Raw genomic sequence first — 24,964 nt, 5'->3', positions numbered from 1 at the left:
AAGGAATAGATGATGACCGAAAGCAAGAAGGAATTCGTCGCACGTCGCCTCGACGAAGTGATTCATGAGTGGGAGGCGGATGCGCCCGCCGCAGATCCCGGATCCGAGGGATCGGAGGGCCCGCTGGTGACAGCGCAGCGCTATCGAGCCGAAATCGACACCGCGACCGACGGCCGTGTCGACGAGATCGCCGCTGCGTATCCCGAGATCGCGCAGGCGTGGGCGTCGCGAGCTTAGAGGCTCAGCAACCGCGCCAGGGGGCTGGAGTCGAGGCGGTCCAGTAGGTCCTGTGCGTCCTCGAACACGGCTTCCGCGCCAGCCGCTTCCAATTCGGCGCGGGAGATGCCGCCACTGAGCAGGCCGACGAACGTGACACCGGCCCGGGACGCCGCCTCGGCATCCCAGACCGCGTCGCCCACCATCACCGCAGTCTCGCCGGACGTGGACGATCGATCCATTGCTGCGCGAATCACTCCGGGATCCGGTTTCGCGCGATCGACGTCCGCAGCGGAGGTTGTGTGCGCGATGCACGAGTCGACCGAGAGAACCTCCCGCAATACGTCGAGCTCCTCCTCGGAGGCCGAGGTGGCGAGGACGACCTGTACACCGCGGCCGTGCAGTTCCCGGACCAGTTCCCGGGCCCCGGCGAGCGGTCGCATGCTGTCCCGCGCACCGAGGTAATACGTCATGTGGAGATCCTTCGCCCGGTCTCCGAGCGAGTCCGCGTCGTCTCCGAGGAGCGATTCCAGCAAAAGCGATGAATCCAGGCCGATCGCGCGGTGTACCCGCCACGCGTCCACGTCATGACCGATCTCCCGGAACGCCCGTTGCCACGCCCGCACGTGCAGATAATTGGAATCGACCAGCGTGCCGTCGACGTCGAACAGCGCTGCCCGTGCGGAGGACGGGGATTGCGGAGCCATCGGTCGAGCAAACCACATGACCACGACGGCGGCCACCATCCCGCAGGCTTGCGTTTTCGATAGCGGAACCGGGTACGAGCGACGGACTGTCAGGTATCAGTACGAGGAGACGCGTGCCGGGGCGCCGATGTGGTGCGTCAACAGTGCGGGAAAGGGCACTCTCGAACGCTCCCAGAACTGGTCATTGAGGTCGGTCCGGTGGTGGTTTAACGTGGAGGGTGCGGGCCGTATCCCGTCGGGTCGAGACTTGACATTCCGGGATACGACTCGCCGGGGGGGGGGGTGTCCCTATGGTTTTCGTCAAGCGGCTGCGGTTAGTGGGGGTTGGTAGAGAGTCTTGTTCTTGAGCATGGCGTAGAGGACGTCGCATCGGCGTCGGGCGAGGCAGATCAGGGCGGCGTTGTGCTTCTTTCCCTCGGCGCGTTTGCGGTCGTAGTATCCGCGGCTGGTCGGGTCGCCCAGGGCTGCGAATGCGGACAAGAACAGGGCACGTTTGAGCTTGCGGTTGCCTGACCGGGCGGGGTGTTCGCCGCGGATGGAGGAGCCGGATCGGTGGGTGACCGGGGCGATGCCCGCGTACGCGGCGAGGTGTCCGGCGGACTTGAACGCGGAACCGTCGCCGACCTCAAGCAGGATCCGTGCTGCCGTCCTGACACCGATGCCGGGCATCGAGGTCAGGACTCGGGAAAGAGGGTGGTCATCGAGCATCCTTTCGACGTCTTCGCCGATCGTTTTCCGTTGCAGAAGGACTTCTTTGAGGGAGTCGGCGAGCTTCGGCAGGACGATCTCGGCGGCCTTGCTGCCGGGCACTGTCACTGTCTGTGCGTCGAGTGCGGTGAGGATCTCGGTGGCGAGGCGGGCGCCCATGCGGGGTGCGTGCTTGACCGCGAGCGTGGTGAGTTTGCGTTTGCCGGCCTGTCGGATTCCGGCGGGTCCGCCACAGCGCGAGAGGATCTCGAGGACGGCGGGGTGGGTAACGCGGGGGCCGAGGACCCGTTCGAGGGCTGGGTGGATGGAAGTAAGCAGTCCGCGGATCCGGTTGCTGATGCGGGTGGCTTCGCCGGCGAGGTCGTCGTCGAAGCCGACGAGGACCTCGAGTTCGGCCAAGGCCTCGTCGCCGGTGTCGACGCGGCGCAGGGTGTGGGGCATGGTCCTTGCGGTGTCGGCGATGATGAATGCGTCGCGGGCGTCGGTTTTCGCTTGTCCGGGGTACAGGTCGGCGATGCGGCGCATCGACAGCCCCGGCAGGTAGGCAACGTCGTGTCCGCAGGCGCGGGCAACGGTGACCGGCAGGGCGCCGATCGTGTTGGGTTGATCGACGATCACCAGGACCGGTCCGTGCGCGGCCAAGCCGTCGAACACCGCACGCAGCTTCGTCTCGTCGTTCGGCAGTGCCTTGTCATAGAGTCGGCCGCCGGAGGGATCCAGCCCGACGGCGTGATGTTCGCCTTTTCCCACGTCGATGCCGCAAAACACGGCGTAACTCGTGTCCATCAGCAGTCCTTCGTCCGGCAGTCCGGTCGCCGATCCAGCATCGATACCCGACACCCACGTTACGAGGAGGCCTACCGCAGTTTCCGGTGGCCCTGTCCCTATCAGCGGTCCATCGACGCCACCAGGTTCGGCGACACCACCCCCCGGATCATTCGAGAGACAGGGGCAAGAAGTCATACCGAACATGGCGACCGCAGTCCCGCGGAACGGGACCACGAAGACGGTAACGGGCAGGCCGGCTGCTCGAGCAAGATTCCGGGAAGAGGGACGGACGCGCTCGTCGCCGACGCCGCTGACCGCGCGGACTCCTACGCCGGTCCCAGTCAGTCCCTGGAGTTCGAGCCGATCGCCGATTACGACCCCTCCACCGTCCCGCAGGAGGGGACGCTGAGCTGTTCAGTGGGGCGACCAACGCCCGGTCCTGCCGTGCGTGCGGGAGAAGGTGGCCCGGCTCGATCGGACCCTCCAAGCACGGTGGGCGGCCATGCCGGGCAGCGGCGACCTCACCCTGGAACCGGCCGATCGGATCACTGCGGTTGACCGACTTCGGCACGGACAACGTCTGCGAAGTGATCACCGTGTCGTCCCCGGCCGGGGAGTGGCGCCTGGAGATCACCGTGATCAGCGGTCAACCCGCGTCGTCACCACAGGACGAGTATGTGAACGAGATCGACCCGAATCGCATCACCACCGCGTTGCCGGAGGGGTTCACCGTCACCCGCGGGATCTATCCCCTGAGGGCAGCGCCTACTTCTCGCTCGTCCTCCCCTTCACCCAGTCGATCATTATCAGCACCACTCCCATCGCCGGTTCCACCGTGCCGGTGACGCTGGAGCAGATCGAATGCCTCGGCACCGCAACCAAACTCGTCCTGGGCTGAATAGTCCACGGCCGACAGAAACTCGAGGGGTCGAATGTGCACGGGGGGCGACGGGGTGTTCTGTAGCCACGACAGCGGAATCTTCGGATTCCGGTGCGTCGTCTCGGTCAACCCATGAACGTAACCCCTGATCGCGTCCGGAGGCGCAGCAGCTCGATCGCAGCCCGTCGAACGAGCGAGTCCAGCCCACGAACGCAGAGGAAGCATAGGCCGACGGGCCACGACCGGTGGCCTCGTGGGAGGCACATCTGCGGGAGGGGCGATTGCGGAATGCGTGCGGACGCGCGACGTTGTCAGCCACCTCAGTCCTGTCCTGCAGCGGCGCAGATCTGTGACTCGTCGAATCCCTGTCAGGGAGGCGTCACCCGCATCGACACGGGTCATTGCAAGACTGAGCGGCATCCGGATAAGACGCGCGCAAACAGGATAGCTTCCGCTCCCTGACGTCATTAATGTCGTCGCTCACACTCGAAGGGAGATGTGGTGCACAACGAAGTCGATGCCGTCATCGTCGGGTCCGGAATCAACGGACTCGTCGCCGCTTCTATGCTGGCGCGATCAGGCTGGAAAGTGGCTCTCCTGGAAAGTAATCCCGAGATCGGCGGCTTCGTCGGGAGTGGTGAGCGCACGGTCCCCGGCTACGTGCACGACACGTTCTCAGCCTGGTACCCGCTGTTCGTGTCGGGCCCGGCGCACACGGCGCTCGGCGACGACCTCGCCCGTCACGGGCTGCGGTTCTGCAACACCGACGAGGCCGTAACCGCGAGCATTGCCGACAGCGGCCGTGTCACCCTGGCGTACCGCGATCCGGAGCTGACGGCAGCGGGCTTTGGCAACGAAGAAGACGGGAAGGCGTATCTGGAGGCGTTGCAACGGTTCGGCCGCAACGCGCCGGTGATCGGCGGAATGATGGGGAGCGAAATCCGCAGCGCCGGAGTCGTTCCACTGCTGGCACGCTTTTTCAAAACCAACGGACGGCGCGGCTCCGAGCAATGGCTCCGAGACCTCGCTGCGTCGGGCCGCGCCTACTGTTCTCGGGAGTACGTCGGTCCCGAAGTAGATCACCTGTGGGTGCCGTGGCTGCTGCATGCTGGTCTGTCGCCGGACAATGCTTCCGGCGGCTTCATGATTCCGGTGCTGGCGGCAACCGTCCACGGTTTCGGTCTACCGGTAGTCGAAGGAGGCTCCGCACGACTGATCGAGGCCTTCCGGGGACTACTCGACGAGTTGGGCGTCGAGGTGCACACCGGATCCCGCGTCGACCGCATCATGGTCGAGGGGGGCCGTGCGACCGGTGTAGAGGCAGCAGGGCGGCGTTACCGAGCCCGGCGCGCCGTGCTGGCGTCGGTCACTCCGACTGCCTTGTACGGGTCGCTGCTGCCTCCGGACGCCAGTCCTGCCCCGCTGCGTGCCCAGGCACGACGGTACCGGTACGGGCGCGGTGAGATGCAGATCCACATCGCCCTGTCCGAACGACCCAAGTGGCGCGATGCACGCCTCAACGAGGTTCCGTTGGTGCATATCTCGGATGGATCGGCGAGCACCGGCATTGCGCGTGCGGAAGCGGAAGCCGGTCTGCTCCCGCGGAAACCGACAGTCGTGGTCGGACAACAATCCCTCTTGGATCCCTCGCGCGTCCCGGCCGGTGCCGCTTCGCTCTGGTTGCAACTGCAGGAAGTTCCGTACGAACCGCTCGGCGATGCCGCCGGCGAGCTGAACACCGCGGACGGTTGGACCTCGGAACTGGCCAAGGCCTACGCCCAGCGGGTCATCGATCGCCTGGACGCACACACCCATGGTCTGAAAATCCTCGGAACGGATGTGATCTCGCCCGCCGACCTCGCGGCATACAACGAGAACGCGGTCGGCGGGGACCCGTACGGCGGCAGTTCGGAGCTGGATCAGAGCTTTCTGTGGCGCCCACTGCCGGAGGCGGGGCGACACCGCACCTGCGTGGACGGTCTCTGGCACATCGGGGCCTCCACCCATCCCGGCGCAGGACTCGGCGCCGGTTCAGGCCACCTGGTCGCCACCAAACTTGCCGCGCAGCGGCAGCGTAAATCCAATTAGGAGTTGACATGTCAGTAATCACCGACCTTCTCGCGTCCATTTCGAACGAGCACATCGAATTGATCGATCTCACGGCACCGCTGACCGACAAGACGCCAGTATTAGCGTTGCCGGAACCGTTCAAGAACACCCTGCCCTTTCAGTTGGAGGTGATCAGTCGCTTCGACGAGGACGGGCCGGGCTGGTACTGGAATAACATCCACACCGGGGAGCACACCGGCACCCATATCGATGCACCGAACCACTGGATCACCGGACGCGACGGACTCGATGTCTCGCAGGTGCCGTTGCGCTCGCTGATCGCCCCGGCGGTCGTGCTCGATGTCACCGATCGGGTGGCGCAGAATCCGGACTTCCTGCTCGATGTCACCGACATCGAAGAATGGCAACGCACGCACGGTGCCTTTCCCGCCGGTGGTTGGCTCCTCTACCGCACCGGGTGGTCGGTCCGGTCGGGCAGCAGCGACGACTTCCTCAACGCCGACGCGTCCGGGCCGCACACGCCGGGATTCACCGCCGAGTGTGCACGCTGGCTCGCCGAAGAGACCGACCTGGTCGGAGTCGGCGTGGAAACGGTCGGCACCGACGCAGGTCAGGCGACCGCATTGGACCCGGCGTTCCCGTGCCATCACCATCTGCTCGGCGCGGGCAAGCTGGGGCTCACTCAACTGCAGAACCTCGATCACCTGCCGGCTACAGGGTTCGCGCTGGCTGTGCTGCCACTGCCCATCGTCGGTGGATCGGGCAGCCCGGCCCGCGTGGTCGCACTGGTCGAGAAGTAAGGAAAAGAGAATGGCCGAACGTTCTTTCGCCGCCGAAGTTCGACAACTCCGCAACGGCGCAGGCACCACTCTGCACGTCGAGGGCATCCTCGCCGTCACCAAGGCGCTGCTGCAATCCGGTGTGGCCTACGTCGGCGGCTACCAGGGTGCACCGATCTCGCACCTGATGGATGTCCTCGGGGACGCCCACGAGATCCTCGACGAACTCGGCGTCTATTTCGAAAACAGTGCCTCGGAGGCAACCGCGGCCGCGATGCTGGCCGCGTCGGTGCATTACCCGCTGCGCGGAGCCGTGACGTTCAAGTCCACGGTAGGTCTGAACGTTGCCTCGGACGCCCTCGCGAACCTGGCCAGCGGCGGCGTGACGGGCGGCGCGCTCGTCATCCTCGGCGAGGACTATGGCGAAGGCTCGAGCATCATGCAGGAGCGCTCGCACGCGTTCGCCATGAAGTCGCAGATGTGGTTGCTCGATCCCCGGCCCAACGTCTCCGCGATCGTCGACGCGGTGGAGACCGGCTTCGAGCTGTCCGAGGCGAGCAACACACCGGTGATGCTCGATCTGCGGCTCCGCTCCTGCCACCTGCACGGGGCATTCGAGGCCAAGGACAACAAGCGTCCGCCCATGACGGTCACCGACGCCCTCGAGAATCCGTTGCGCGACATCGACCGGATCGTGCTCCCGCCGGCCAGCTTCCTGCACGAGAAGGAGAAGATCCACGACCGGTGGCCGGCGGCGGTCAAGTTCATCAAGGACCGCGGCCTCAACGAGGTCTTCGGGAACGACAAAGCCGACATCGGCATCATCGTGCAGGGCGGCCTCTACAACACCCTGAACCGGTCGATGGAGCTGCTCGGCTGCTCCGATGCGTTCGGACGCACCCAGGTACCGACGTACGTCATGAACGTGACCTACCCGGTCATCGACGACGAGATCATCGAGTTCTGCCAGGGCAAACGCGCCGTCCTCCTCCTGGAGGAGGGCCAGCCCGACTACATCGAGCAGAACCTGAACGCGATCCTGCGCCGGGCGGACATTCCCACCGCACTTCACGGCAAAGACATGCTGACACTCGCCGGCGAATACACCTCGACGGTCGTCACCCGCGGCGTCAACGAGTTCCTCCAGCGGTACCTGCCCGACGTCGTCGCACACCAGCCCGCGCTGCTGCGCGGCCCCGACGACCCGGCCAGCCCCACAGCCCCCCGCGTCGCGTCCGAGGTCATCTCGCCGCGGCCACCGGGGCTGTGCACCGGCTGCCCCGAACGCCCGATCTTCAGTGGCCTGAAGCTCGCCGAACGGGAAACCGGCAAACACCATGTCAGCGCAGATATCGGCTGCCACCTCTTCGCGGTCAACGCACCGTTCGACCTCGGTGCCACGACGATGGGATACGGCCTCGGATCGGCGGGTGCCTCCGCACTGAACTCCAAGGGCACCGACCGGCGCAGCATCGCGATCATGGGTGACGGCGGCTTCTGGCACAACGGACTCACCAGCGGCGTCGGTAACGCGGTGTTCAACAAGAGTGATCAGGTCCATCTCATCGTGGACAACGCCTACGCCGCCGCAACCGGTGGGCAGGACGTGCTGTCCTCACAAGCAGATCTGCCCACCCGGTCCACCCAGCATCCAATCGAGAAGGCCGTCCGCGGTATCGGCGTGAAGTGGGCGCGCACAATCAAGAACACCTACGACGTCGGCACGGTACGCGACACGTTCGTCGAGGCCCTCACAACAGACGAGGCCGGGCCCAAGGTGCTCGTCATGCAGAGTGAGTGCCAGCTCAATGCCCAACGTCGCGTCAAACGCGACCGAACCAAAGCGCTCGCCGCCGGAAAGCGGGTGGTGCGCGAGCGGTTCGGGGTCGACCCCGAAACCTGCACCGGCGACCACGCCTGTATTCGGATCTCCGGGTGCCCGTCGCTGACGATCGCACCCAACCCGGATCCGATGCGCACCGACCCAATCGCCGAGGTCCTCGACAGCTGCGTCGGCTGCGGAGTGTGCGGCGCGAATGCGCACGCCGCGGTGCTGTGCCCGTCGTTCTATCGCACCGACGTCGTCGACAATCCCACCCGGCGCGAACAGGTTCTCGTCGCTGTCCGCTCATGGTGGATCAAGATCGCATCCCGCGGCCTCGAGCGCCGCGCCGCACGATTCGAGGCTGCATGATGTCCAATTGGTACAACGGTCAACGTCCGATCACGCTGGCGATCGTCGCCCTCGGCGGCGAAGGCGGCGGGGTGCTGGCCGACTGGATAGTCGCGGTCGCCGAGAAGGCCGGCCACTACGCGCAGAACACGTCCGTCGCCGGTGTCGCTCAGCGCACCGGAGCGACGGTCTATTACGTCGAGATTTTCCCGCCCGGCGATGAACCTTCGTCCTCGGCGACCGATGCCCGAATCGAGCCGGTGCTCAGCGTGTTCCCGAGTCCCGGCGAGGTCGATGTCCTCATCGCCTCGGAGCTGATGGAGTGTGGCCGAGCCGTTCAGCGGGGATTCGTGACGCCCGATCGGACAACGCTGATCACCTCTACCAATCGGGTGTACTCCATCGACGAAAAGATGGCCCTGGGAGATGGTCGTGCCGACAGCTCCGAGCTCGTCGCGGCGGCCCAGCGGGCCTCGAAGCGTCTGATCGCCGCCGACTTCATGGAGATGGCCGAGCAGGGCCGGAGCGTCATCAGCGCCGCGTTGTTCGGCGCGCTTGCCGGCTCCGGGACCCTTCCGTTCAGCAGGGACCAGTTCGAGGCACCGATTCACGCCTTCGGGAAGGGTGTCGAATCCTCGTTGAAGGCCTTCTCCGCGGGCTTTGACGCGGCCACGGAGCAGCCGAAACCACTTCCGCGTAAGTCGAACCCGGTTCCCATTTCGATCGGGCCGCGACCCGTGACGCCGGAGGACCGAAAGGCCGAGGAAGAAGCGCGGCGCACGGCGGTCGCGGCGACAGATCCCTCCGCTCTGGTCGGCTCCGCGCTGAAGCCGCTCGCCGCAAGCGTTTTGGATCTCCCGCTCGCGGCGCGGTCGATGATTCTGCACGGCCTGGTCCGCACCGCGGTGTACCAGAATCTGGACTACGCCGAGCGCTACCTGTCCCGGGTCACGCGCTTTGCCGCGGTCGATCCGGACACCACGGGGGCTGCCCGGCTCACCAACGAAGCCGCCCGGCACATCGGGTTGTGGATGTGCTACCAAGACACGATCCAGGTCGCGATGCAGAAGACCCGACAGGCGCGGATGGGACGCATCCGCGCAGAGGCGCGGGCCGAGCCGAACCAACTCGTCCAGGTCCGTGAGTATCTTCATCCGCAGATCGACGAGATCACCGACACGATGCCCTCCCGGCTGGGCGCCCGCATGCACCGTTCGAAGTGGTTCCAGCGGTTGGTCGGCGCGATCACCCACAAGGGGATGATCCTGAACACGAGTTCGGTGCACGGTTACACGATGCTGAGCACCATGGCGCGGTTGCGCCCGCTCCGCCCGCGGTCACTGCGGTTCGTCCGAGAGCAGGCCGCGATCGAGGAATGGATCGACCACGCTCTCCGAGCTGCAGCAGTTGATGCCGAGCTCGGACGTGAGATCGTCGAATGCCAGCGGGTGCTCAAGGGCTACGGCGCCACCTACGAGCACGGCGGCGACAGTTTCGGCAAGTTGATGTCCGCGGCCCACGCATTGGTCGGCTCACCCGGTGCGGTCACTTCGCTGGCAGGGCTTCGTGAGGCTGCGCTCGCCGACGAAGACGGAGCCCGACTGGACGCCAAGCTAGCCACAATGGAGCTGGGGGGCAGCCTTGTCGAGGCTCTGGAGGCCACCTCGAATTGATTTGCTGGATGGATGGGCCTGGCGGGAGGGTGGGTCCCCCTCGCGGATGGAGAGTGCATGGCGTCTGCAGTCGATCTGGACGGGGCAGTGCAGGCACAGCCGCTTCGCTCCTCGTTCGCGGTCTCGGCCGGCAGATCTGTTCTCGTCCGCGGAGGCGAAAAAGGCTCGAGGATCCGCATTTCGGCAGTTGGCGTTTCTCGTCGAAATGCCGGATCGGCGTGGAGGCCCGCGGCCTTGACGGCTGCGGAGTGGTCAGGGCTGGTGGATGATCCTCATCGCGTGTTCTCTGGCCGGTCCGCTGAGGGCATCGTTCAGTTCGTCGAACAGCCGGCCGGCGGTGACACCGTTCCATCCAGGTGGAAGAAGGGGAAGCGGGAGACCGGGATCGAGATACGGTAGCCGTCGCCACTCGGTGAGCATGGGCACGTATTCGGCGAACGCGTCTTGGGGGGTGAGCGTTCCTGCTGTCGACCGTTCGAGGACCGGACGATACTTGTCGAGGAACGCGGCGTAGAGGGTGGTAAGTGCGTCGAGATCCCACCAGCTACGCACCTTCGTGCGAAGGTCGCCGAAGCCGAGATGTTCCGCGCTGTACATGTCGACGTATTCGGTGAGTCCTCGCCGTTCCAGCGTTTCCCTGGTCTCGCGAACGAGGCTTCCCGGTGCGATCCACACCCCCGGCGCCGTGGTGCCGAAGCCGAGACGGGTCAAGAACGTTCGGAGAACGTGCCGCTTGTCCCGTTCGGATTCGGGGATCGAGAAAACCACCATCAGCCAGCCGTCTTCGATCTCGGCGCGCTTTCGATCGAAAATCCTGACATCGCCCTCGGCCAGAGCATCCAGAGTCGGCTTGGACAGCGAATAGCCCGCAGCACCGTCGTGACGATGGGCTTCCAGTGTTTCGCGACGTTTGAGCCGGGAAATCGACGACCGCACCGCTGCTCCGTCCACGCCGAGATGGGACATCAGTCGGACTACGGAGGCCACCGACAACCAGTTCGATTCGGCCCGGGCATAGAGCCCGAAGATCGTCACGATCAACTCGCGCGGTTGCAGCTCGCTCGAACGTTCGTGGAGCAAATCATCGGCAAGGATCCCCGTCGTCATGAATACACCATAGCCGCTGCCACGCCTGCGCTCGGCAGAAGGCGGAGTCCACACCCAATGCTGTTTCGCTCTCTTGACGGACGTCACAAATCGAGCATACGATCGACCGCGTTCATATCTACAGTGGGAAGGTCAACTATGACGCTGTCTCCGTCGGCGCACCTGGACTTGTTCTGCCGCGACAACCTCCCACCGGAGAGTCTGTGGCCGAACTTCGAGTTCACCCTCCCGGAGTTGCGGTACCCGGACCGCCTGAACTGCGCATCCTCGCTTCTCGACGACAAGGTCGCTGTGCTGGGCGGTGATCGCCCGGCGCTGCTCTCGCCGTCCGAAAGCTGGACGTACGGAGAGCTTTTGCGCCGCGCCAACCAGATCGCCCAGATCCTGACCGAAGACTTCGGTCTGGTACCGGGCAACCGAGTTCTGCTGCGCGGGCCGAACAACCCCTGGTTGGTGGCCTGCTGGTTCGGGGTGGTCAAGTCCGGCGGTGTCGCCGTGACGACCATGCCGCTGCTCCGCAGCGGTGAACTGAGCAAGATCATCGACTTGACCAAACCGACACTCGCGCTGTGTGATCAGCGGTTTTTCTCCGCCGATCTGGTCGAGACGGGCACACTGACGACGTTGCTGTACGGAGGTGACGACGTCGCCGACCTCGTCGCCCGTGCCTCCGCCAAGTCTGGAGAGTTCACCAACGTCGAGACTTCGGCCGACGATGTGGTGCTGCTGGCTACCACGTCCGGAACCACCGGTACCCCGAAAGCGACGATGCACTTTCACCGCGACGTGCTCGCGGTTGCGGACACTTTCTCGGCACGGGTGCTCCGGCCGAATCCGTCGGATGTCTTCACGGGAACGCCGCCGCTGGCTTTCACCTTCGGGCTGTGCGGTCTCGTTGTGTTCCCGCTGCGGGTGGGCGCGGCGACCTTGCTCCTCGAACAGGTGACCCCGAGTCAACTGGCCGATGCAGTGAAAAAGCATGCCGTGTCGGTCCTCTTCACCGCCCCGACCGCGTACCGAGCCATTCTCCGAGAGGGCAAGGCGCCAAACCTCGCCTCGGTTCGCCGCTGCGTGTCCGCTGGAGAACATCTGCTCGAATCGGTGTGGCAAGAATTCTACGACGCCACGGGAACCCGCATCATCGATGGCATCGGTGCCACCGAAATGCTGCATGTCTTCATCGCGGCCAGCGACGACGACATCCGGCCGGGGGCAACCGGGAAGGCCGTACCGGGTTATACGGCAGCGGTACTCGACCACGATGGTCGCCCCGTGCCCGACGGCACACCGGGACGGTTGGCGGTGACCGGTCCGACCGGCTGCCGGTATCTTGCCGACGATCGCCAGCGTCAGTACGTCCAGAACGGGTGGAACATCACCGGCGATACCTATATTCGTGACTCCGACGGCTACTTCTGGTATCAGTCGCGCAGTGACGACATGATCGTCTCGTCTGGCTACAACATCGCCGGCCCGGAGGTCGAAGAAGCGCTGGGCCGGCACCCCGACGTCAAGGAATGCGCGGTCGTTGGCCTGCCCGACCCTGATCGGGGGATGATCGTCCACGCGGCCGTCGTACTGATCTCGGACGCCGTCGGCAGTGACACCACGGTTCGCGATCTTCAGAACTTCGTCAAAAGTGAGCTGGCACCGTACAAGTACCCTCGCAGTATCGAATTCCTCGCCGAGTTGCCACGCACCCCGAACGGCAAGATCCAGCGTTATCGGCTGCGGGAATCTCGTCGAGCCCTGCGCTAGCCGCGCGCCCGCCCACAGCCGCCCACGCCGGCGGGCACCCACCGACAGCGGTCCGGCGCATTCTTCGAGTGTTCCCGCACCATCAGGGGTCTGTCGGGGCAGCAAAAAAATTCAGCGTGATCAAAGTGAGCGCAATCTGCACAGTTGACGCGTCCAGCGGATAGATCACCAGCCGAAATGTTCCTAGTGTTGCGGATCACATCGTGAGCGAAGTCAGGAGATCTAGACCATGAGCGATTATCTCGGCATCGGTGGCAAGACCGCCATCATCACTGGTGGTGCCACCAAGATCGGGCGCGGTGTCGTCGACTCTCTGCACGAGAGTGGTGTCAACGTCGTCGTCGCCGATATCGACCGGGACGGTGGTAAGCACGCCGTCGAAGGCAAGGACAACGCTCTGTTCAGCGAAACCGACATCACCGACGACGACGCGATAGGCACGTGCGTGGCCGATGCACTCGAGTCGTTCGGCTCCATCGACATCCTGGTGAATCTGGCATGCACCTACGTCGACGACGGCGCCGAATCGAGCCGGGCACAGTGGTCGACGGCCTTGAACGTGAACCTGGTGAGCGCCGCCATGTTCGCCCGAGCGGTGCGTCCGCACATGGCCGCGCAGGGCGGTGGGGCCATCGTGAACTTCGGATCCATCTCCTCGAAGGTCGCGCAAACCGGACGGTGGCTGTACCCCGTCTCCAAGGCCGCGGTCGTGCAGCTGACCCGAAACATGGCGATGGACCTCGCCGAGGACGGCATTCGCGTCAACTCGGTGAGCCCGGGATGGATCTGGTCGAAAGTGATGGATCAGCTTTCGGGATCGGACCGTGCCAAAACCGACCGGGTAGCCGGAAAATTCCATCTCGCCGGCCGAGTCGGAGACCCCACCGAAGTCGGCGACGTCATCGCCTACCTGTGTTCGCCGCGCGCCGCATTCGTCACCGGAGCCGACTGGGCCGTCGACGGAGGCTACTCCGCAATGGGGCCCGAACAGGCATCCCCGGCCATTCCGCTTCTCGCCCAATAATCTTCGACAAAGGATCCTCTTTCTCATGCGCAAAATCACCATCGTTGGAGCCGGCCAGGCAGGACTTCAGCTCGCCATCGGTCTGGTCGATGCCGGGTACGACGTGACCGTCGTGTCCAACCGGACTCCGGAGCAGATCCGTGAGGGCAAGGTCATGTCCAGCCAGTGTATGTTCGGCGGGGCCCTCGCCCGTGAGCGTGCCGTCGGACTGGACCTCTGGAGCGAGGAATGCCCATCAGTCGAGGGCATCTCGTTCACTGTCGCCGACAGCGGAAACAAGGCCTTCTCCTGGGCATCGCGACTCGACCTCCCTGCCCAGTCGGTTGATCAGCGAGTGAAGATGCCCCTGTGGCTCAAGGAATTCGAATCACGCGGCGGGAGCCTTGTTCTTCAGGATGCCGGGATCGGCGACCTCGAGGAGTTTGCCACTGACTCAGATCTGGTCATCCTCGCCGCAGGCAAGGGGGAGATCGCGAAGATGTTCGAGCGGGACGCCACACGGTCGGTGTTCGATCGCCCGCAGCGCGCGCTCGCCTTGACCTATGTCAACGGAATGGTGCCGCGGGAGGAACATTCTGCGGTGGCGTTCAACATGATTCCCGGTGTCGGAGAGTACTTCGCGTTTCCCGCGCTCACCACGAGCGGACCGTGCGAGATCATGGTGATGGAGGGCGTTCCCGGCGGGCCGATGGACTGCTGGGCGGACGTGAGCACCCCTGAGGAGCATCTCGCGAAGTCCAAGTGGGTCGTCGAGACGTTCGTCCCCTGGGAAGCCGAGCGCTGCGCCGACATCACCCTCACCGATGACAACGGGATCCTCGCCGGACGCTTCCCGCCCACCGTCCGCAAGCCGATCGGAGTCCTGCCCTCGGGTGCGAACATCCTCGGACTTGCCGACGTGGTGGTACTCAACGATCCGCTCACCGGCCAGGGTTCGAACAATGCGAGCAAGTGCGCGGCCTCCTACCTTGCCAGCATCCTCGAACACGGCGACCGACCCTTCGACGCCGAATTCATGACCACCACCTTCGAACGATATTGGGACTATGCGCAGTACGTCGTGTCCTGGACCAATGCGCTGCTCAGCCCGCCGCCGGAGCATGTGCTGAAACTGCTCGGCGCCGCTTCCACCGAGCCACGCATCGCCCGTCGGTTCGCGAATGGGTTCGACGATCCGCGTGACTTCTTCCACTGGTTCATGACGCCCGAATCCGCCGCACAGTACCTCGCCGCCGTCGCGAACTAGCACTCGCCCGAATCAACGATTGGAAGCCGTCAGTCATGCGCAGCATCGCTATCGTGGGAGCCGGACAATCCGGGGCACTATTGGCCCTCGCCTTACTTCAGCGTGACTTCCAGGTCACCCTGGTGACCGACCGAACGCCGGAGGAAGTTCGGATCGGACCTGTCATGTCGAGCCAGTGCATGTTCGACTCTGCACTCCAGATCGAACGGGAACTGGGGCTCGATCGCTGGGAGGAGCAGTGCCCGCGCATCGACACGATGGCGCTGAATGTGGCGAAAACGCACGGCAGTAACGAGATTACGGTGTTGACACCGCTGGTCGGCTTCGCTCAATCGGTCGATCAGCGAGTCAAGTGCGCGGCGTGGGTGGAGGAGTTCGCAGACCGGGGTGGGAACCTGGTAATCAAGACAGCCGGTCCCGCGGACATCGACGTCCTGGCCCAGAGTCACGACCTGGTCGTCATCTCCAGCGGCAAGGGCGACCTCGGCAGACTCTTTCCCCCGGATCCGCTGAAGTCGCCGTACAACCGGCCGCAGCGTGCCCTGGCGCTTGCCTACGTGAACGGTCTCGAGCCGCACCCCGACGGCGCGGACCTGTCGCTGAACATCGTCCCGGGAGTCGGCGAGTACTTCGTCCTCCCAGCGCTGACCACCACGGGGCCCTGCCATGTGATGGTGTTCGAAGGCATCCCGGGTGGACCGATGGATTGTTGGGACGATGTCCACAGTCCGCACGAACAGCTCAACCGCGCCAGGGAGGTACTGGCCGAGCACTTTCCCGCCGAGTTCGCCAGGACCGCCGACATCACCCTGACCGATGACGCCGGGGCCCTGCTCGGCCGGCTGACGCCGACGGTCCGCCGCCCCGTAGCCGAGCTCGCATCGGGACGGGTCGTGCTGGGCATGGCAGACGCGGTGGTCCTCAACGATCCGCTCACCGGGCAGGGCAGTAACAACGCTGCTCAAGCCGCTGCCGTGTACCTCGATGCGATCGTGGACCGGGGTGACCGACCGTTCGACGCGCAGTGGATGCAAGGCACCTTCGACAAGTTCTGGCGCGGATGGGCTCAATGGGCCGTGTCGTGGACCAACGACATGCTGCGCGGACCGTCGGACACGTTGCTCGGACTGTTTGCGGCGGCGCAGGACTCGCCGACGCTGGCGTCCGCAATCGCCGCCGGATTCGATGATCCCCGCACCGTGCACAACTGGTGGTTCGACGACGCCGAGGCACGTCGCGTGATCGAGACAGCGCAGGCCGCCGAGCAGGCCCAATTCGACCCCCGTGACCTGCGGCGTGCGCTCGGGCAGTACGCCACGGGCGTCACGGTGATCACCACGCGGGCACCTGACGGCCGGAAGGTTGGTGTCACGGCCAACTCGTTCACCTCGGTGTCGATGGATCCACCGCTGGTGTCGTGGTGCCCGGCGAGTAAGGCGCCGAGCGTTCCCGACCTCACGGCAGCAACCCATTTCGCGGTCAATGTCCTGGCGGCGAATCAGCACGATCTGTCCCGGCAATTCTCGACGCCGGCCGAGGACAAGTTCGCGGGCGTGGCGACCACCGAAGGAGTCGCCGGCGTTCCCCTGATCGATGGCGCCATCGCGCATTTCCAGTGCCGGACGGTTCAACGAGTAGAGGCCGGCGACCACATCATCTTCCTCGGTGAGATCGAACAATATGACGCGGACCCCGGCGAGCCCCTGGTCTTCCACTCGGGGTCGTACCGCTTGGCGACCAAGCATCCCGATTTCTGAAAAAGCAGCCTCGGCTGCTTCTTTGACCGAAAGCGACACGAATCAATGGGTAAGTACATCGATATCTGCAAGAGCTCCGGTGAGTCCTTCGCCGCGTATCTTGCCGAGCCGGCCCTGGGTTCCGGCCCCGGGCTCGTGCTCCTGCAGGAGATTTTCGGGATCAACGACTACATGCGGGACATGGCCGACCGCTACGCCGAGGAAGGGTATGTGGTGCTGGTACCCGACTTGTTCTGGCGTTCGGGCGCTCGGCAGGAGCTCGGTTACGATCAGGCCGGGTTCACCCGCGGACTCGAACTCCGGGACGAACTCGACGAGCATCTGGCTGTCGCAGACATCGGCGACACCGTCACCACACTCCGAAGCCTGACCAATCAGGTCGGGGGCGTCGGACTCGTTGGATACTGCCTCGGCGGACTGCTCGCCTACCTGTCCGCGGTCCGGCTCGACGTCGACTGCGCCATCAGCTACTACGGCGTCGGTGTGCACGATCACCTCGACGAAGCAGATCAGCTGACCGTGCCCATGGTCTTCCACCTGGCTGAACTCGACTCCTACTGCTTGGAGGACGCCCGAAACTCCATCCGGAAGGCGTTCGGAGACAACGACCGGGTGCGCCTCTACGACTACGCCGGCGTCGATCACGCCTTCGCCACCCACGGCCGCGATGTGTACGAACCGCTCTCCGCTGGACTCGCCTACTCGCGCACCCTCGAGGTTCTGCACGCCACCATCGGACCCAGACATGATCTGTCCGCACTGTGGGACCGGCACATCTATTACGAGTTCGAGGCCCGCAACGTCCCGGCCACCATGGCCACCATGGTCGACGAACCATATGTCAACCACATCCCGACCCTCACCGGGGGCGTCGGCCAGAAGGACCTCTCCCGGTTCTACGCGCACCATTTTGTGCACAACAACCCTGACGACACCAAGACGATTCCGATTTCCCGCACCGTCGGCGCCGATCGTATCGTCGAGGAGCAGCTGTTCTGCTTCACGCACGACCGCGAAATCGATTGGATGCTTCCCGGAGTCGAGCCGACCGGACGATACGTCGAGATCCCTCTGGTCGCTGTCGTAACCCTGCGCGGCGACAAGCTGTACAACGAACACATCTACTGGGATCAGGCGGGAGTGCTGGTGCAGATCGGGCTACTGAATCCGGACGGGCTCCCCGTTGCAGGGATCGAGCAGGGCAGGAAACTTCTCGACAAGATGCTGCTCTCGAACGAACTCATGCCCAGCTGGGCGAGCAGCGAGGGCAAGCCGATCGATTAGCAACCCGCCGAGGGTGGTTCCGCGGGGACCTTCGTCGTGGACACCGACGGATCCCCTGCCTCGCTGGACCCGAAGTTGTCTACCAACCGAGTGAGGAATGAGCTCGGGACTCGTTCCCATTCTCGGTGCCACCGGCCGAGCCGCAGATCCATCTCGAGCGAGGCGACCACCTCGGCCACCGCTGGGCCTGCGTCGAGCACGACACGGGGGAGTTCGCGGTCGGCGCACAGGGCCAATGCCGGTATCACGCACTCTTTCGCCTCCGACATACGACCGGCTGCGAACAAACAGGCGCAGTACAGAAGTCTGGCCCGGAGCAGTGCATTCGGCCGCGACTGGCGGGAGATCCGCTCCATCATCGCCTGCGATCGGTGGCACGCGGTCGCCGACTCTTTGTGATCCGTCGGCGAGGCGGCGTGGAGCAGGAGCCGAATGTCGGAGTCTTCATGCAGCTCCTGCGTGATCAGGTCGATACCGCTCATGCGTGCGGCAGGGTCGGCACTGTCGCGGGGAACTGTCTGTGCCCATCGCGGATGCTCGTCGAGAACGGAAGGATGAGCGAGCGCCAACCGTATCCGCTCGTTCCGAATGCGGGCGGCCAGGCGCGGCAGCGTCAGCATGTCGGCGATCTCGGTCCCTTCGTCGAGAAGCCGACAAGCGGCAACGAGGTCTCCACGCAGCGCCTTGATACGAGATCCGGTGCCGTATGTCGCGAGCATGAAATCGACGATGCCGCCCTCGGATCGAAGGGTATGGCTGGCATCGAGAAGTACTTCGGCCTCAGGAACATGGCCCTGCTCGTACAGCAGGTCTCCCAAGATCGCGCCGGCCACGCGGGTTGCGTACGATTGTCCGCCGCCGGATTGCTTTGCGAGCCGGAGCGCCATCCGGAAGTATTTCTCGGCAACGGAGATGTCGAGCTGCTCGTGCGCGGCGATCCCGGCGAAGCAGTATCCGTACAGCACGCTGAAGGGACCGGATGTTTGCTGGTTGTAGGGAGTCGCCCACTCTTGCCATCGGCGGGCCGCGGCGAAGTCGAACCGGTAGATCGCCTCGAAGGACGCGACATTCGCCGCCCCCGACGCAACGAACGGCCGCACGGACTCGGGGCGGTCGAGGCAGCCCGAGATCCGGTCACTGAGTGTGTCGGAACGATCGGCGAACAGCTCGACAACGCCCCTGACCAACGAAGCCTCGATCAACAGGGCGGTCGGGTCCTCGTCCGCGCGAGTGTGCTGGGTCAGCGATGCTTCCGCACTGTCCAGTGCCCGAAGTGCCGAGGGCGCCGGGTGATGCAGCAGTACGTGTGACCAGGCCAGTGCGATCTGTAATACCGGGTGTGCGATCACCTGTTGGGGTGGGAGCTTGTCGAGCAATCCGATCAACGTCGCCATCTGCGACTGTTCGACCAATCGCATTCCCTCGCGTTCGACCCACTTCACCGCCAGGTCGGAATCATCCGATGCCAAGGCGTGATCGACGGCCTCACTGAGCAGGTGGTGCTCACCGAACCAATGTGACGCACGGAGGTGGAGTTCGCCGACACGGTCCGGTTGGTCTCGTTCGAGCCGGCGACGCAAGAATTCTGCGAACAAGTGGTGGTAGCGGAACCACTCACCGTCCTCGTCGAGTCGCCGCAGGAACAGGTCCCGGTTCTCGATTTCCTCGAGCCGAGCCTGGGCGTGCCTGCTACCCGTCAGCGCCGACGCGAGTCCCCCACTGATGCGTTCCGTCACCGATGTTGCGAGCAGAAAGTCGAGAAGGTCGGGTTCGAGGGAGGCCAGGACGTTCTCGGTGAGGTACTCGCCGATCGCGTGATGGCGGCCGGAGAGTTGACCGATCAGCGTGGTCGGATCGGTGTGCCCCCGTAGTGAGAGGGAGACCAGTTGCAGGGCGGCAACCCATCCGTCCGTCGTCTCGCGAAGATTGGCCACGTCGGCGGTGGTGAGGACGAGCCCTTCTTGGTCGGACAGGAATGATTCCGCCTCCGGAATATCGAAACGTAATGCAGTGGAATCGATTTCGACCAACTCGTCGCGTACCCGCAACCGACTGAGTGGAAGCCCGGCCTGTGTTCGGCTCGTCACGGTAAATCGCAGGTGGTGGCAGTCGCTGTCGAGAAGCACCGCCATCGCCGAGACCGTCGCCGCATCGGAAACCCGATGCCAGTCGTCGATGACGACCGTGATCACCTCGCCGGTTTCGTGAATCTCATCGACGAGTGTGGACAAGACATACCTTGTTGCTTGCTCGCCCTGCTCTTGCAGGACCTGCGGGAGGTCGCGGGCGAGTGCGGGCCTCACCCACGCGATCGCTTCGAGGAGGTGCGCCAGGAACCAGACGACATTGTTGTCGTCGTGGTCGACACTGAGCCAGGCGACGGGTGCCCCCGAGTTGGTCAACAAGTCGCGCCACTGGGCGGCGAGGGTGCTCTTGCCGAATCCCGCCGGCGCGTGAATCAGCGCGAGCCGCCGATCCCCGCCGGCGTGCAGGGCCTCGATCAGGCGCCCACGCTGCACCGGGGCGCGGGGCTGGGTACGTGGCCGGTATTTCGTCGGGGAACTGGGTGGGGTCACCGAGAGTGGGCCCGCGTGTTCTTCCGATCCACCCGTCAGGTCCGGGTGCCCGCGCTGCGTGACTTCCGCGTCTGTCGGGAGTATGAGATCGAGGGATCGGGCGTGGGTGCGCCCTAGAGTTGTGCGGAGGTCCTGCTCGAGTATTTCCGCGGACGCCTGGCGGCGCGCGGGGTCGTCGGACATCGCGCGCTCGATGACGCTGCACACCTGCGCGGGGATGCCGGTCTGGCGGAGATCGGGCACCGGTTCGGAGGTTATTCGCACAAAGTGTGCGACCAGTTGTTCGCCGTCGCGACGCTGGAAGGCGGCGTGGCCGGTGATCAGGCAGAAGAGAGTCGCGGCCAGGCTGTAGAGGTCGGACTGCACTGTCGGTGTCCGTCCGGTGAACACTTCCGGTGCGGTGAAGGCAGGAGACCCCAGCACCACACCGGTCCCGGTCTGGAAACCACCTTGGATGCGGGCGATGCCGAAGTCGGTGAGCTGGGGTTCGCCGTAGTCGGTGAGCAAGATATTCGAGGGTTTGACGTCGCGATGGAGGATCCCCGCCTGATGCGCTCTGCCCAGGGCCCGGGCGATCTTGATGCCCACACCGATTGCCTTCTCCCAGCCGAGCGGCCCGTCTCGCCGGATGATCGCCTCCAGCGAGCCGTGGCGGTGATACTCCATCACGATGTATGGCTGGCCTTGGGGCGTGGCACTGGCGTGGTAGATGGTCACGATGTTCGGATGTCCGGACAAGCGGCCCATTGCCTGTTGCTCGCGGAGGAAGCGATTTCGGTTTTCTTCATCCACACCGGAGAGCACCTTGATCGCGACGGTCCGATCGAGGGCAGCCTCCACGCACCGGTAGACGACACCGAACCCGCCGCGCCCGATCTCCACCGGGTCATCGAAGCCGTCCAGGATCAGTTCGCCGGCGATCGCGCGGTGGGCGTCGGCTTGCGTTGCAAAGGGATCGAGGTCAGCCACCAGTTCGCACCTTCAGCGAACTCGGTCCGGGCAATCCAGGTCAGGCCATACAGGCCACCACCGGTGCAGCCCGGTGCCGCCACGTCTCGAACTCCGATCTATCGTGGCCTCGCGCATCTCACCACCTCTGACCCAGTATCACACCCGCGCGGCGGCATTGGCACCCTGTTGATCCTCGGCTATTCGGGCCCGTGATCGGACCCGCCGCGGTGCCCGGAGCATCCACCGCGGCGGGTCCGATCACGGGGTGTGATCGGACATCTCGTCGAACCGTGTAGGCCCCGGCGGATCGCGCCGAGGCCCACACGGTCACACTGCGCCCAAGGCTGGAAGGATCACTTCACGGCGATCGGCAGGCTCGGGGTGAACGGAGCGTGGGCGTATTTTCCCGACAGCAACGTCCCGGCGCCGGGAGCGATCGCCGGCAGATCCAGTGCCCGCATCAGTTGATGCGCGGTGGAGACTGCGGCAGAGATCACCGGCTTGCCGAGTTCGTTCTCGACGATTTCGATCGACTGCAGCGACGGCATCTGGACACAGGCGGAGAGCACGATGACATCGGCGTCCTGGTAGTCGAGTTGCTTCGCGATCCCCACCAGGTTGCGCGGATCGTGGGCGGCCACATCGAGGTTGTTGGGAATCTCGAGTGCCCGGTAGTCACCGACGTCGATGCCCTGGTCCTCGATGTATTCGACGACGAGCTTGGTGAGCGGCTTCAGGTAGGGCGCCACCAGCGCGATCTTCTTCGCTTCCAGCACCTCCAAGGCTGAGACCAGGGCGCCGGCACTGGTGACCACGGGAGCGGGGGCGCCGTTGTCGAGCGTGATGCGACTGAGCTTCTGTTCGGAAACGCAGTGATACCCCTTGCCCATACTCATGATGGCGACCAGGCACGCGTAGCCGAGGACATCGACTCGGGCATCGGACAATTCGGCGGCGCACCGGGTCGAGTCGGCGTCCATTGCCTCGAGTTCTTCCTTGGTCACCTCCTTCATCCGCATGCGGCTGGAGTGGAAGGTGAATCGCTCGGGGGCGACCGTTTCCCGGGCGCGGAACAGTGCGGGGATTTCCGTTTCCATCGTGACGTTGGAGCTCGGCACGATCTGGCCGATACGGTACGAGCGGTGGCTCATCTGGCTTCCCTTCTGATCGGACAGGTGTCAGCGTGCATCGATGACCGGATTGCTCAATGTCCCGATGGACTCCACGGTGCATTCGACAATGTCACCAGGGGTGAGGAACTGCTGTGGAACGAAGCTGGCACCGACACCGGCGGGGGATCCGGTGGCGATCACATCACCGGGTTCGAGGGTCATTCCGGAGGTGATGTCCTCGATCAGTTCGGGGATCTCGAACAGCATGTAGCGGCTGTTCGACTTTTGCTTGACTTCGCCGTTGACGCGCAGGGACAGGTCCAGTGCGTGCGGGTCGAGAACGTCGTCGGCGGTACGGACCACAGGCCCGAACGGGGCGTACGAATCCTGGCCCTTGGAGTAGAACCACTGTCCGCCGCGGCGCTGGTCGCGGGCGCTGATGTCGTTGATGATGCTGTAGCCGAAGACGTAGTCGAGTGCGTCGGCCGCCGACACATTCTTTGCGGTGCGGCCTATGACCACGGCCACCTCGCATTCCCAGTCGAGCTGATTGGTGAGGTCGGCGTTGTGGAGGATCGGCTCGCCGGGACCGACGACGGCGGTGCCGGGCTTGCTGAACAGCACAGGCCGCTGAGGAAGTTCCTTGTCGGTATCGAGGGTGCGCGCCGACTCGGCGACGTGCTCGGTGTAGTTGAGTCCTACGCCGATGATCTTGCCCGGCCGCAGGGGGGCGTGCACGGTGACCTCCGAGACGGGGAGGCTGAACTGCTGCGCCTCGTCACCGGCTACCAGCGCGGTCAGTGCGGCCAGACCCGCACTGCCCTGGCCGATCAGGGTCGCCAGATCGGCGGGCACCTCGGAACCGGCGTTCCGCGCGAGGGCGGCGACATCGATGACGGTTTCATCGCGCTGGACGCCGAGCCGGCGGGCGCCGTCGCGGGTGGAGAAGGTCAGAAGAATCATGAATGGTCCTTTTTCGCAGGGATGGTGGTGGGGGTTTTCGGGCTGATCACTGGATCGGCTGGTGGCCGTCGTTTTCCAGGTATGCCTCCTCGCGCCAGAAGGCCAGGGAGCGCATCACAGGGAAGTCGTTGAACGAGAACAGGACCGCGTCGTCGCTGGCGCTGACGTTGGCGTGCTCATGCCACGCCCACGAGGGCACGACGAAGATGTCGCCCTGCTTCCAGTCGAAGCGTCGGCCCGCGATGACCGAGTAACCTTCGCCCTTGGCGACGTTGTACACGACAGATCCGGTGTGCCGGTGGGCACGGGTCTGCTGGTCGGCTCGCAGCAACTGGATGTGGGCGCTGAGCGTGGGCATCACCGATCCGCCGGTGCGCGGGTTCGAGTACTCGAGCAGGATGCCGTCGTGCGGCGATCCTTCCGAGGCCTTTGCCGCGTTCTGCAGGGCGTCGTAGGTCGGCTCCCACGGGTAGGCGAAGAGCGGAGAGTAGGGCTTTGTCCATCCGTCCTCGAAGCCCACGGGGCGCAGTTGGCCGGCGCCGTAGGTCAGCAGCGACGAATTGATCACCGCGCCCTGCTCTTGGTAGTGGTGGGGGTGGACTTCGTAGAAGCCGGCATCGAGGGCGTTGACCAGGGGGATGTCGAGTCCGTCCTGCCAGATGACCGGTTCGTCGGAGTCTTCGTTGCCGTGTTCGTGCCAGGTGAAGCTCGGGGTGATGGCGAAGTCGCGGGGGCCGACCTTCAGCTTCTGGCCGTCTACCACCGTCCACGCGCCCTGGCCCTCGACGACGAAGCGCAGCGCGGCCGCCATGTGCCGGTGGGCGGTCATGGATTCGCCGGGGCCCATTCCCTGCAGACCGGTGTACAGCAGACCGACCGCCGCGGTGTGGTCTTTACGCTCGGGATTGACCAGGGCCACGACCCGACGACCGGCGTCCTCCGGTTTGACGAGACCGAGCGATTCGATGACGAATGGGCGGATGTCCTCGTAGCGCCATCGGATGGGCACGGAGGCCGGCTGCGGGAACCACGGCTCGATCTTGTTTGCCACGGTCCATAGCGCCACGGTGTCGCGCTTGCCGAGTTCGTCATAGAACGCTTCCAAGGCCTCGGTGTCCTTGACCCGAGCCCGACCGAGAACGTCGTCACTGAGCGACATGTGTGTTCCTCCCTTTCGTCGGCGATGCATGTGTATGGCGTTGGGCGCGTGTG

Annotated in this window: 18 protein-coding genes and 1 pseudogene; 10 read left to right on the top strand and 9 right to left on the bottom strand. The window is 64.8% G+C overall.

The window, feature by feature from the left end:
- The first annotated feature begins 12 nt into the window (after positions 1–12).
- The gene (locus H0B43_RS09900; RefSeq protein ID WP_185730034.1) at positions 13–237 is read left to right on the top strand and encodes a hypothetical protein; all 225 of its coding nucleotides are present in this window, start codon (positions 13–15) and stop codon (positions 235–237) included.
- On the opposite strand, the gene H0B43_RS09895 is transcribed toward H0B43_RS09900, so the two are convergent.
- Complete coding sequence (locus tag H0B43_RS09895; RefSeq protein WP_185728080.1) at positions 234–923, bottom strand: HAD family hydrolase; 690 nt, start codon at positions 921–923, stop codon at positions 234–236. The two genes, H0B43_RS09900 and H0B43_RS09895, sit on opposite strands and share 4 nt — an antisense overlap.
- 300 nt (positions 924–1,223) lie before the next feature.
- Positions 1,224–2,417, bottom strand: coding sequence for an IS110 family transposase (locus tag H0B43_RS09890; RefSeq protein WP_185728081.1), 1,194 nt, complete (start codon positions 2,415–2,417; stop codon positions 1,224–1,226).
- A gap of 1,363 nt (positions 2,418–3,780) precedes the next feature.
- Here H0B43_RS09890 and H0B43_RS09885 point away from each other — a divergent pair.
- Genes H0B43_RS09885 through H0B43_RS09870 form a run of 4 tightly spaced genes read left to right on the top strand, consistent with a single transcriptional unit; the run spans position 3,781 to position 9,974 of the window.
- Positions 3,781–5,367 carry an NAD(P)/FAD-dependent oxidoreductase gene (locus H0B43_RS09885; protein ID WP_185728082.1) on the top strand — a complete coding sequence of 529 codons (1,587 nt, stop codon included), beginning with the start codon at positions 3,781–3,783 and terminating at the stop codon, positions 5,365–5,367.
- 8 nt (positions 5,368–5,375) lie between these two features.
- A complete protein-coding gene (locus tag H0B43_RS09880; RefSeq protein ID WP_185728083.1) occupies positions 5,376–6,149 on the top strand; it encodes a cyclase family protein in 774 nt (257 codons plus the stop codon).
- Positions 6,150–6,159: 10 nt separating this feature from the next.
- The gene (locus tag H0B43_RS09875; protein ID WP_185728084.1) at positions 6,160–8,322 is read left to right on the top strand and encodes an indolepyruvate ferredoxin oxidoreductase subunit alpha; all 2,163 of its coding nucleotides are present in this window, start codon (positions 6,160–6,162) and stop codon (positions 8,320–8,322) included.
- Positions 8,319–9,974: an indolepyruvate oxidoreductase subunit beta family protein gene (locus H0B43_RS09870; protein WP_185728085.1), complete on the top strand. Its 1,656-nt coding sequence runs from the start codon at positions 8,319–8,321 to the stop codon at positions 9,972–9,974. Before H0B43_RS09875 ends, H0B43_RS09870 begins: the two co-directional genes overlap by 4 nt.
- Here H0B43_RS09870 and H0B43_RS43100 read toward each other — a convergent pair.
- The 3 genes and pseudogenes from H0B43_RS43100 to H0B43_RS41400 all read right to left on the bottom strand — a co-directional run.
- Positions 9,915–10,181 (bottom strand): WhiB family transcriptional regulator, encoded by a 267-nt coding sequence (locus tag H0B43_RS43100; protein ID WP_185730035.1) that lies wholly within the window; start codon positions 10,179–10,181, stop codon positions 9,915–9,917. The two genes, H0B43_RS09870 and H0B43_RS43100, sit on opposite strands and share 60 nt — an antisense overlap.
- A gap of 45 nt (positions 10,182–10,226) precedes the next feature.
- Positions 10,227–10,745 carry a PaaX family transcriptional regulator C-terminal domain-containing protein gene (locus H0B43_RS41405; RefSeq protein WP_252190217.1) on the bottom strand — a complete coding sequence of 173 codons (519 nt, stop codon included), beginning with the start codon at positions 10,743–10,745 and terminating at the stop codon, positions 10,227–10,229.
- A gap of 138 nt (positions 10,746–10,883) precedes the next feature.
- Positions 10,884–11,081 (bottom strand): annotated as a pseudogene (locus H0B43_RS41400) (PaaX family transcriptional regulator); the annotation flags it as partial.
- A 138-nt stretch (positions 11,082–11,219) separates the two neighbouring features.
- Here H0B43_RS41400 and H0B43_RS09855 point away from each other — a divergent pair.
- The 5 genes from H0B43_RS09855 (at position 11,220) to H0B43_RS09835 (ending at position 18,150) form a co-directional block, all read left to right on the top strand.
- A complete protein-coding gene (locus H0B43_RS09855; RefSeq protein WP_185728087.1) occupies positions 11,220–12,839 on the top strand; it encodes an AMP-binding protein in 1,620 nt (539 codons plus the stop codon).
- 229 nt (positions 12,840–13,068) lie between these two features.
- On the top strand, positions 13,069–13,863 hold the full coding sequence (locus H0B43_RS09850) for an SDR family oxidoreductase (protein ID WP_185728088.1): 795 nt from the start codon (positions 13,069–13,071) through the stop codon (positions 13,861–13,863).
- Positions 13,864–13,888: 25 nt separating this feature from the next.
- Positions 13,889–15,109 (top strand): styrene monooxygenase/indole monooxygenase family protein, encoded by a 1,221-nt coding sequence (locus H0B43_RS09845; protein ID WP_185728089.1) that lies wholly within the window; start codon positions 13,889–13,891, stop codon positions 15,107–15,109.
- 179 nt (positions 15,110–15,288) lie between these two features.
- Positions 15,289–16,866: a flavin reductase gene (locus tag H0B43_RS09840; protein ID WP_252189832.1), complete on the top strand. Its 1,578-nt coding sequence runs from the start codon at positions 15,289–15,291 to the stop codon at positions 16,864–16,866.
- Between the two features lie 45 nt (positions 16,867–16,911).
- Positions 16,912–18,150: a dienelactone hydrolase family protein gene (locus H0B43_RS09835; protein WP_185728091.1), complete on the top strand. Its 1,239-nt coding sequence runs from the start codon at positions 16,912–16,914 to the stop codon at positions 18,148–18,150.
- Here the strand turns inward: H0B43_RS09835 and H0B43_RS09830 are convergent.
- The 4 genes from H0B43_RS09830 to H0B43_RS09815 all read right to left on the bottom strand — a co-directional run bounded on the left by H0B43_RS09830 (position 18,147) and on the right by H0B43_RS09815 (position 24,911).
- On the bottom strand, positions 18,147–21,695 hold the full coding sequence (locus H0B43_RS09830) for a serine/threonine-protein kinase (protein ID WP_185728092.1): 3,549 nt from the start codon (positions 21,693–21,695) through the stop codon (positions 18,147–18,149). The genes H0B43_RS09835 and H0B43_RS09830 overlap by 4 nt on opposite strands.
- 335 nt (positions 21,696–22,030) lie before the next feature.
- A complete protein-coding gene (locus tag H0B43_RS09825) occupies positions 22,031–22,828 on the bottom strand; it encodes an Asp/Glu racemase (RefSeq protein WP_282555443.1) in 798 nt (265 codons plus the stop codon).
- Positions 22,829–22,855: 27 nt separating this feature from the next.
- A complete protein-coding gene (locus tag H0B43_RS09820) occupies positions 22,856–23,752 on the bottom strand; it encodes a fumarylacetoacetate hydrolase family protein (protein WP_185728093.1) in 897 nt (298 codons plus the stop codon).
- Positions 23,753–23,798: 46 nt separating this feature from the next.
- Positions 23,799–24,911: a cupin domain-containing protein gene (locus H0B43_RS09815; protein WP_185728094.1), complete on the bottom strand. Its 1,113-nt coding sequence runs from the start codon at positions 24,909–24,911 to the stop codon at positions 23,799–23,801.
- Between the last annotated feature and the right edge of the window lie 53 nt (positions 24,912–24,964).

This window comes from Rhodococcus sp. 4CII (assembly GCF_014256275.1).
Lineage (GTDB): Bacteria > Actinomycetota > Actinomycetes > Mycobacteriales > Mycobacteriaceae > Rhodococcus_F > Rhodococcus_F wratislaviensis_A.
Note: the sequence above shows the minus strand (reverse complement) of the source record. Positions and strands in the feature narration are given on the sequence as shown.

Coding starts and splice junctions, on each gene's coding strand:
- H0B43_RS09900 (WP_185730034.1), top strand. CDS start 13: ATGACCGAAAGCAAGAAGGAATTCGTCGCACGTCGCCTCGACGAAGTG.
- H0B43_RS09895 (WP_185728080.1), bottom strand. CDS start 923: ATGGCTCCGCAATCCCCGTCCTCCGCACGGGCAGCGCTGTTCGACGTC.
- H0B43_RS09890 (WP_185728081.1), bottom strand. CDS start 2,417: ATGGACACGAGTTACGCCGTGTTTTGCGGCATCGACGTGGGAAAAGGC.
- H0B43_RS09880 (WP_185728083.1), top strand. CDS start 5,376: ATGTCAGTAATCACCGACCTTCTCGCGTCCATTTCGAACGAGCACATC.
- H0B43_RS09875 (WP_185728084.1), top strand. CDS start 6,160: ATGGCCGAACGTTCTTTCGCCGCCGAAGTTCGACAACTCCGCAACGGC.
- H0B43_RS09870 (WP_185728085.1), top strand. CDS start 8,319: ATGATGTCCAATTGGTACAACGGTCAACGTCCGATCACGCTGGCGATC.
- H0B43_RS41405 (WP_252190217.1), bottom strand. CDS start 10,745: ATGGTGGTTTTCTCGATCCCCGAATCCGAACGGGACAAGCGGCACGTT.
- H0B43_RS09855 (WP_185728087.1), top strand. CDS start 11,220: ATGACGCTGTCTCCGTCGGCGCACCTGGACTTGTTCTGCCGCGACAAC.
- H0B43_RS09850 (WP_185728088.1), top strand. CDS start 13,069: ATGAGCGATTATCTCGGCATCGGTGGCAAGACCGCCATCATCACTGGT.
- H0B43_RS09845 (WP_185728089.1), top strand. CDS start 13,889: ATGCGCAAAATCACCATCGTTGGAGCCGGCCAGGCAGGACTTCAGCTC.
- H0B43_RS09840 (WP_252189832.1), top strand. CDS start 15,289: ATGTTCGACTCTGCACTCCAGATCGAACGGGAACTGGGGCTCGATCGC.
- H0B43_RS09835 (WP_185728091.1), top strand. CDS start 16,912: ATGGGTAAGTACATCGATATCTGCAAGAGCTCCGGTGAGTCCTTCGCC.
- H0B43_RS09825 (WP_282555443.1), bottom strand. CDS start 22,828: ATGAGCCACCGCTCGTACCGTATCGGCCAGATCGTGCCGAGCTCCAAC.
- H0B43_RS09820 (WP_185728093.1), bottom strand. CDS start 23,752: ATGATTCTTCTGACCTTCTCCACCCGCGACGGCGCCCGCCGGCTCGGC.
- H0B43_RS09815 (WP_185728094.1), bottom strand. CDS start 24,911: ATGTCGCTCAGTGACGACGTTCTCGGTCGGGCTCGGGTCAAGGACACC.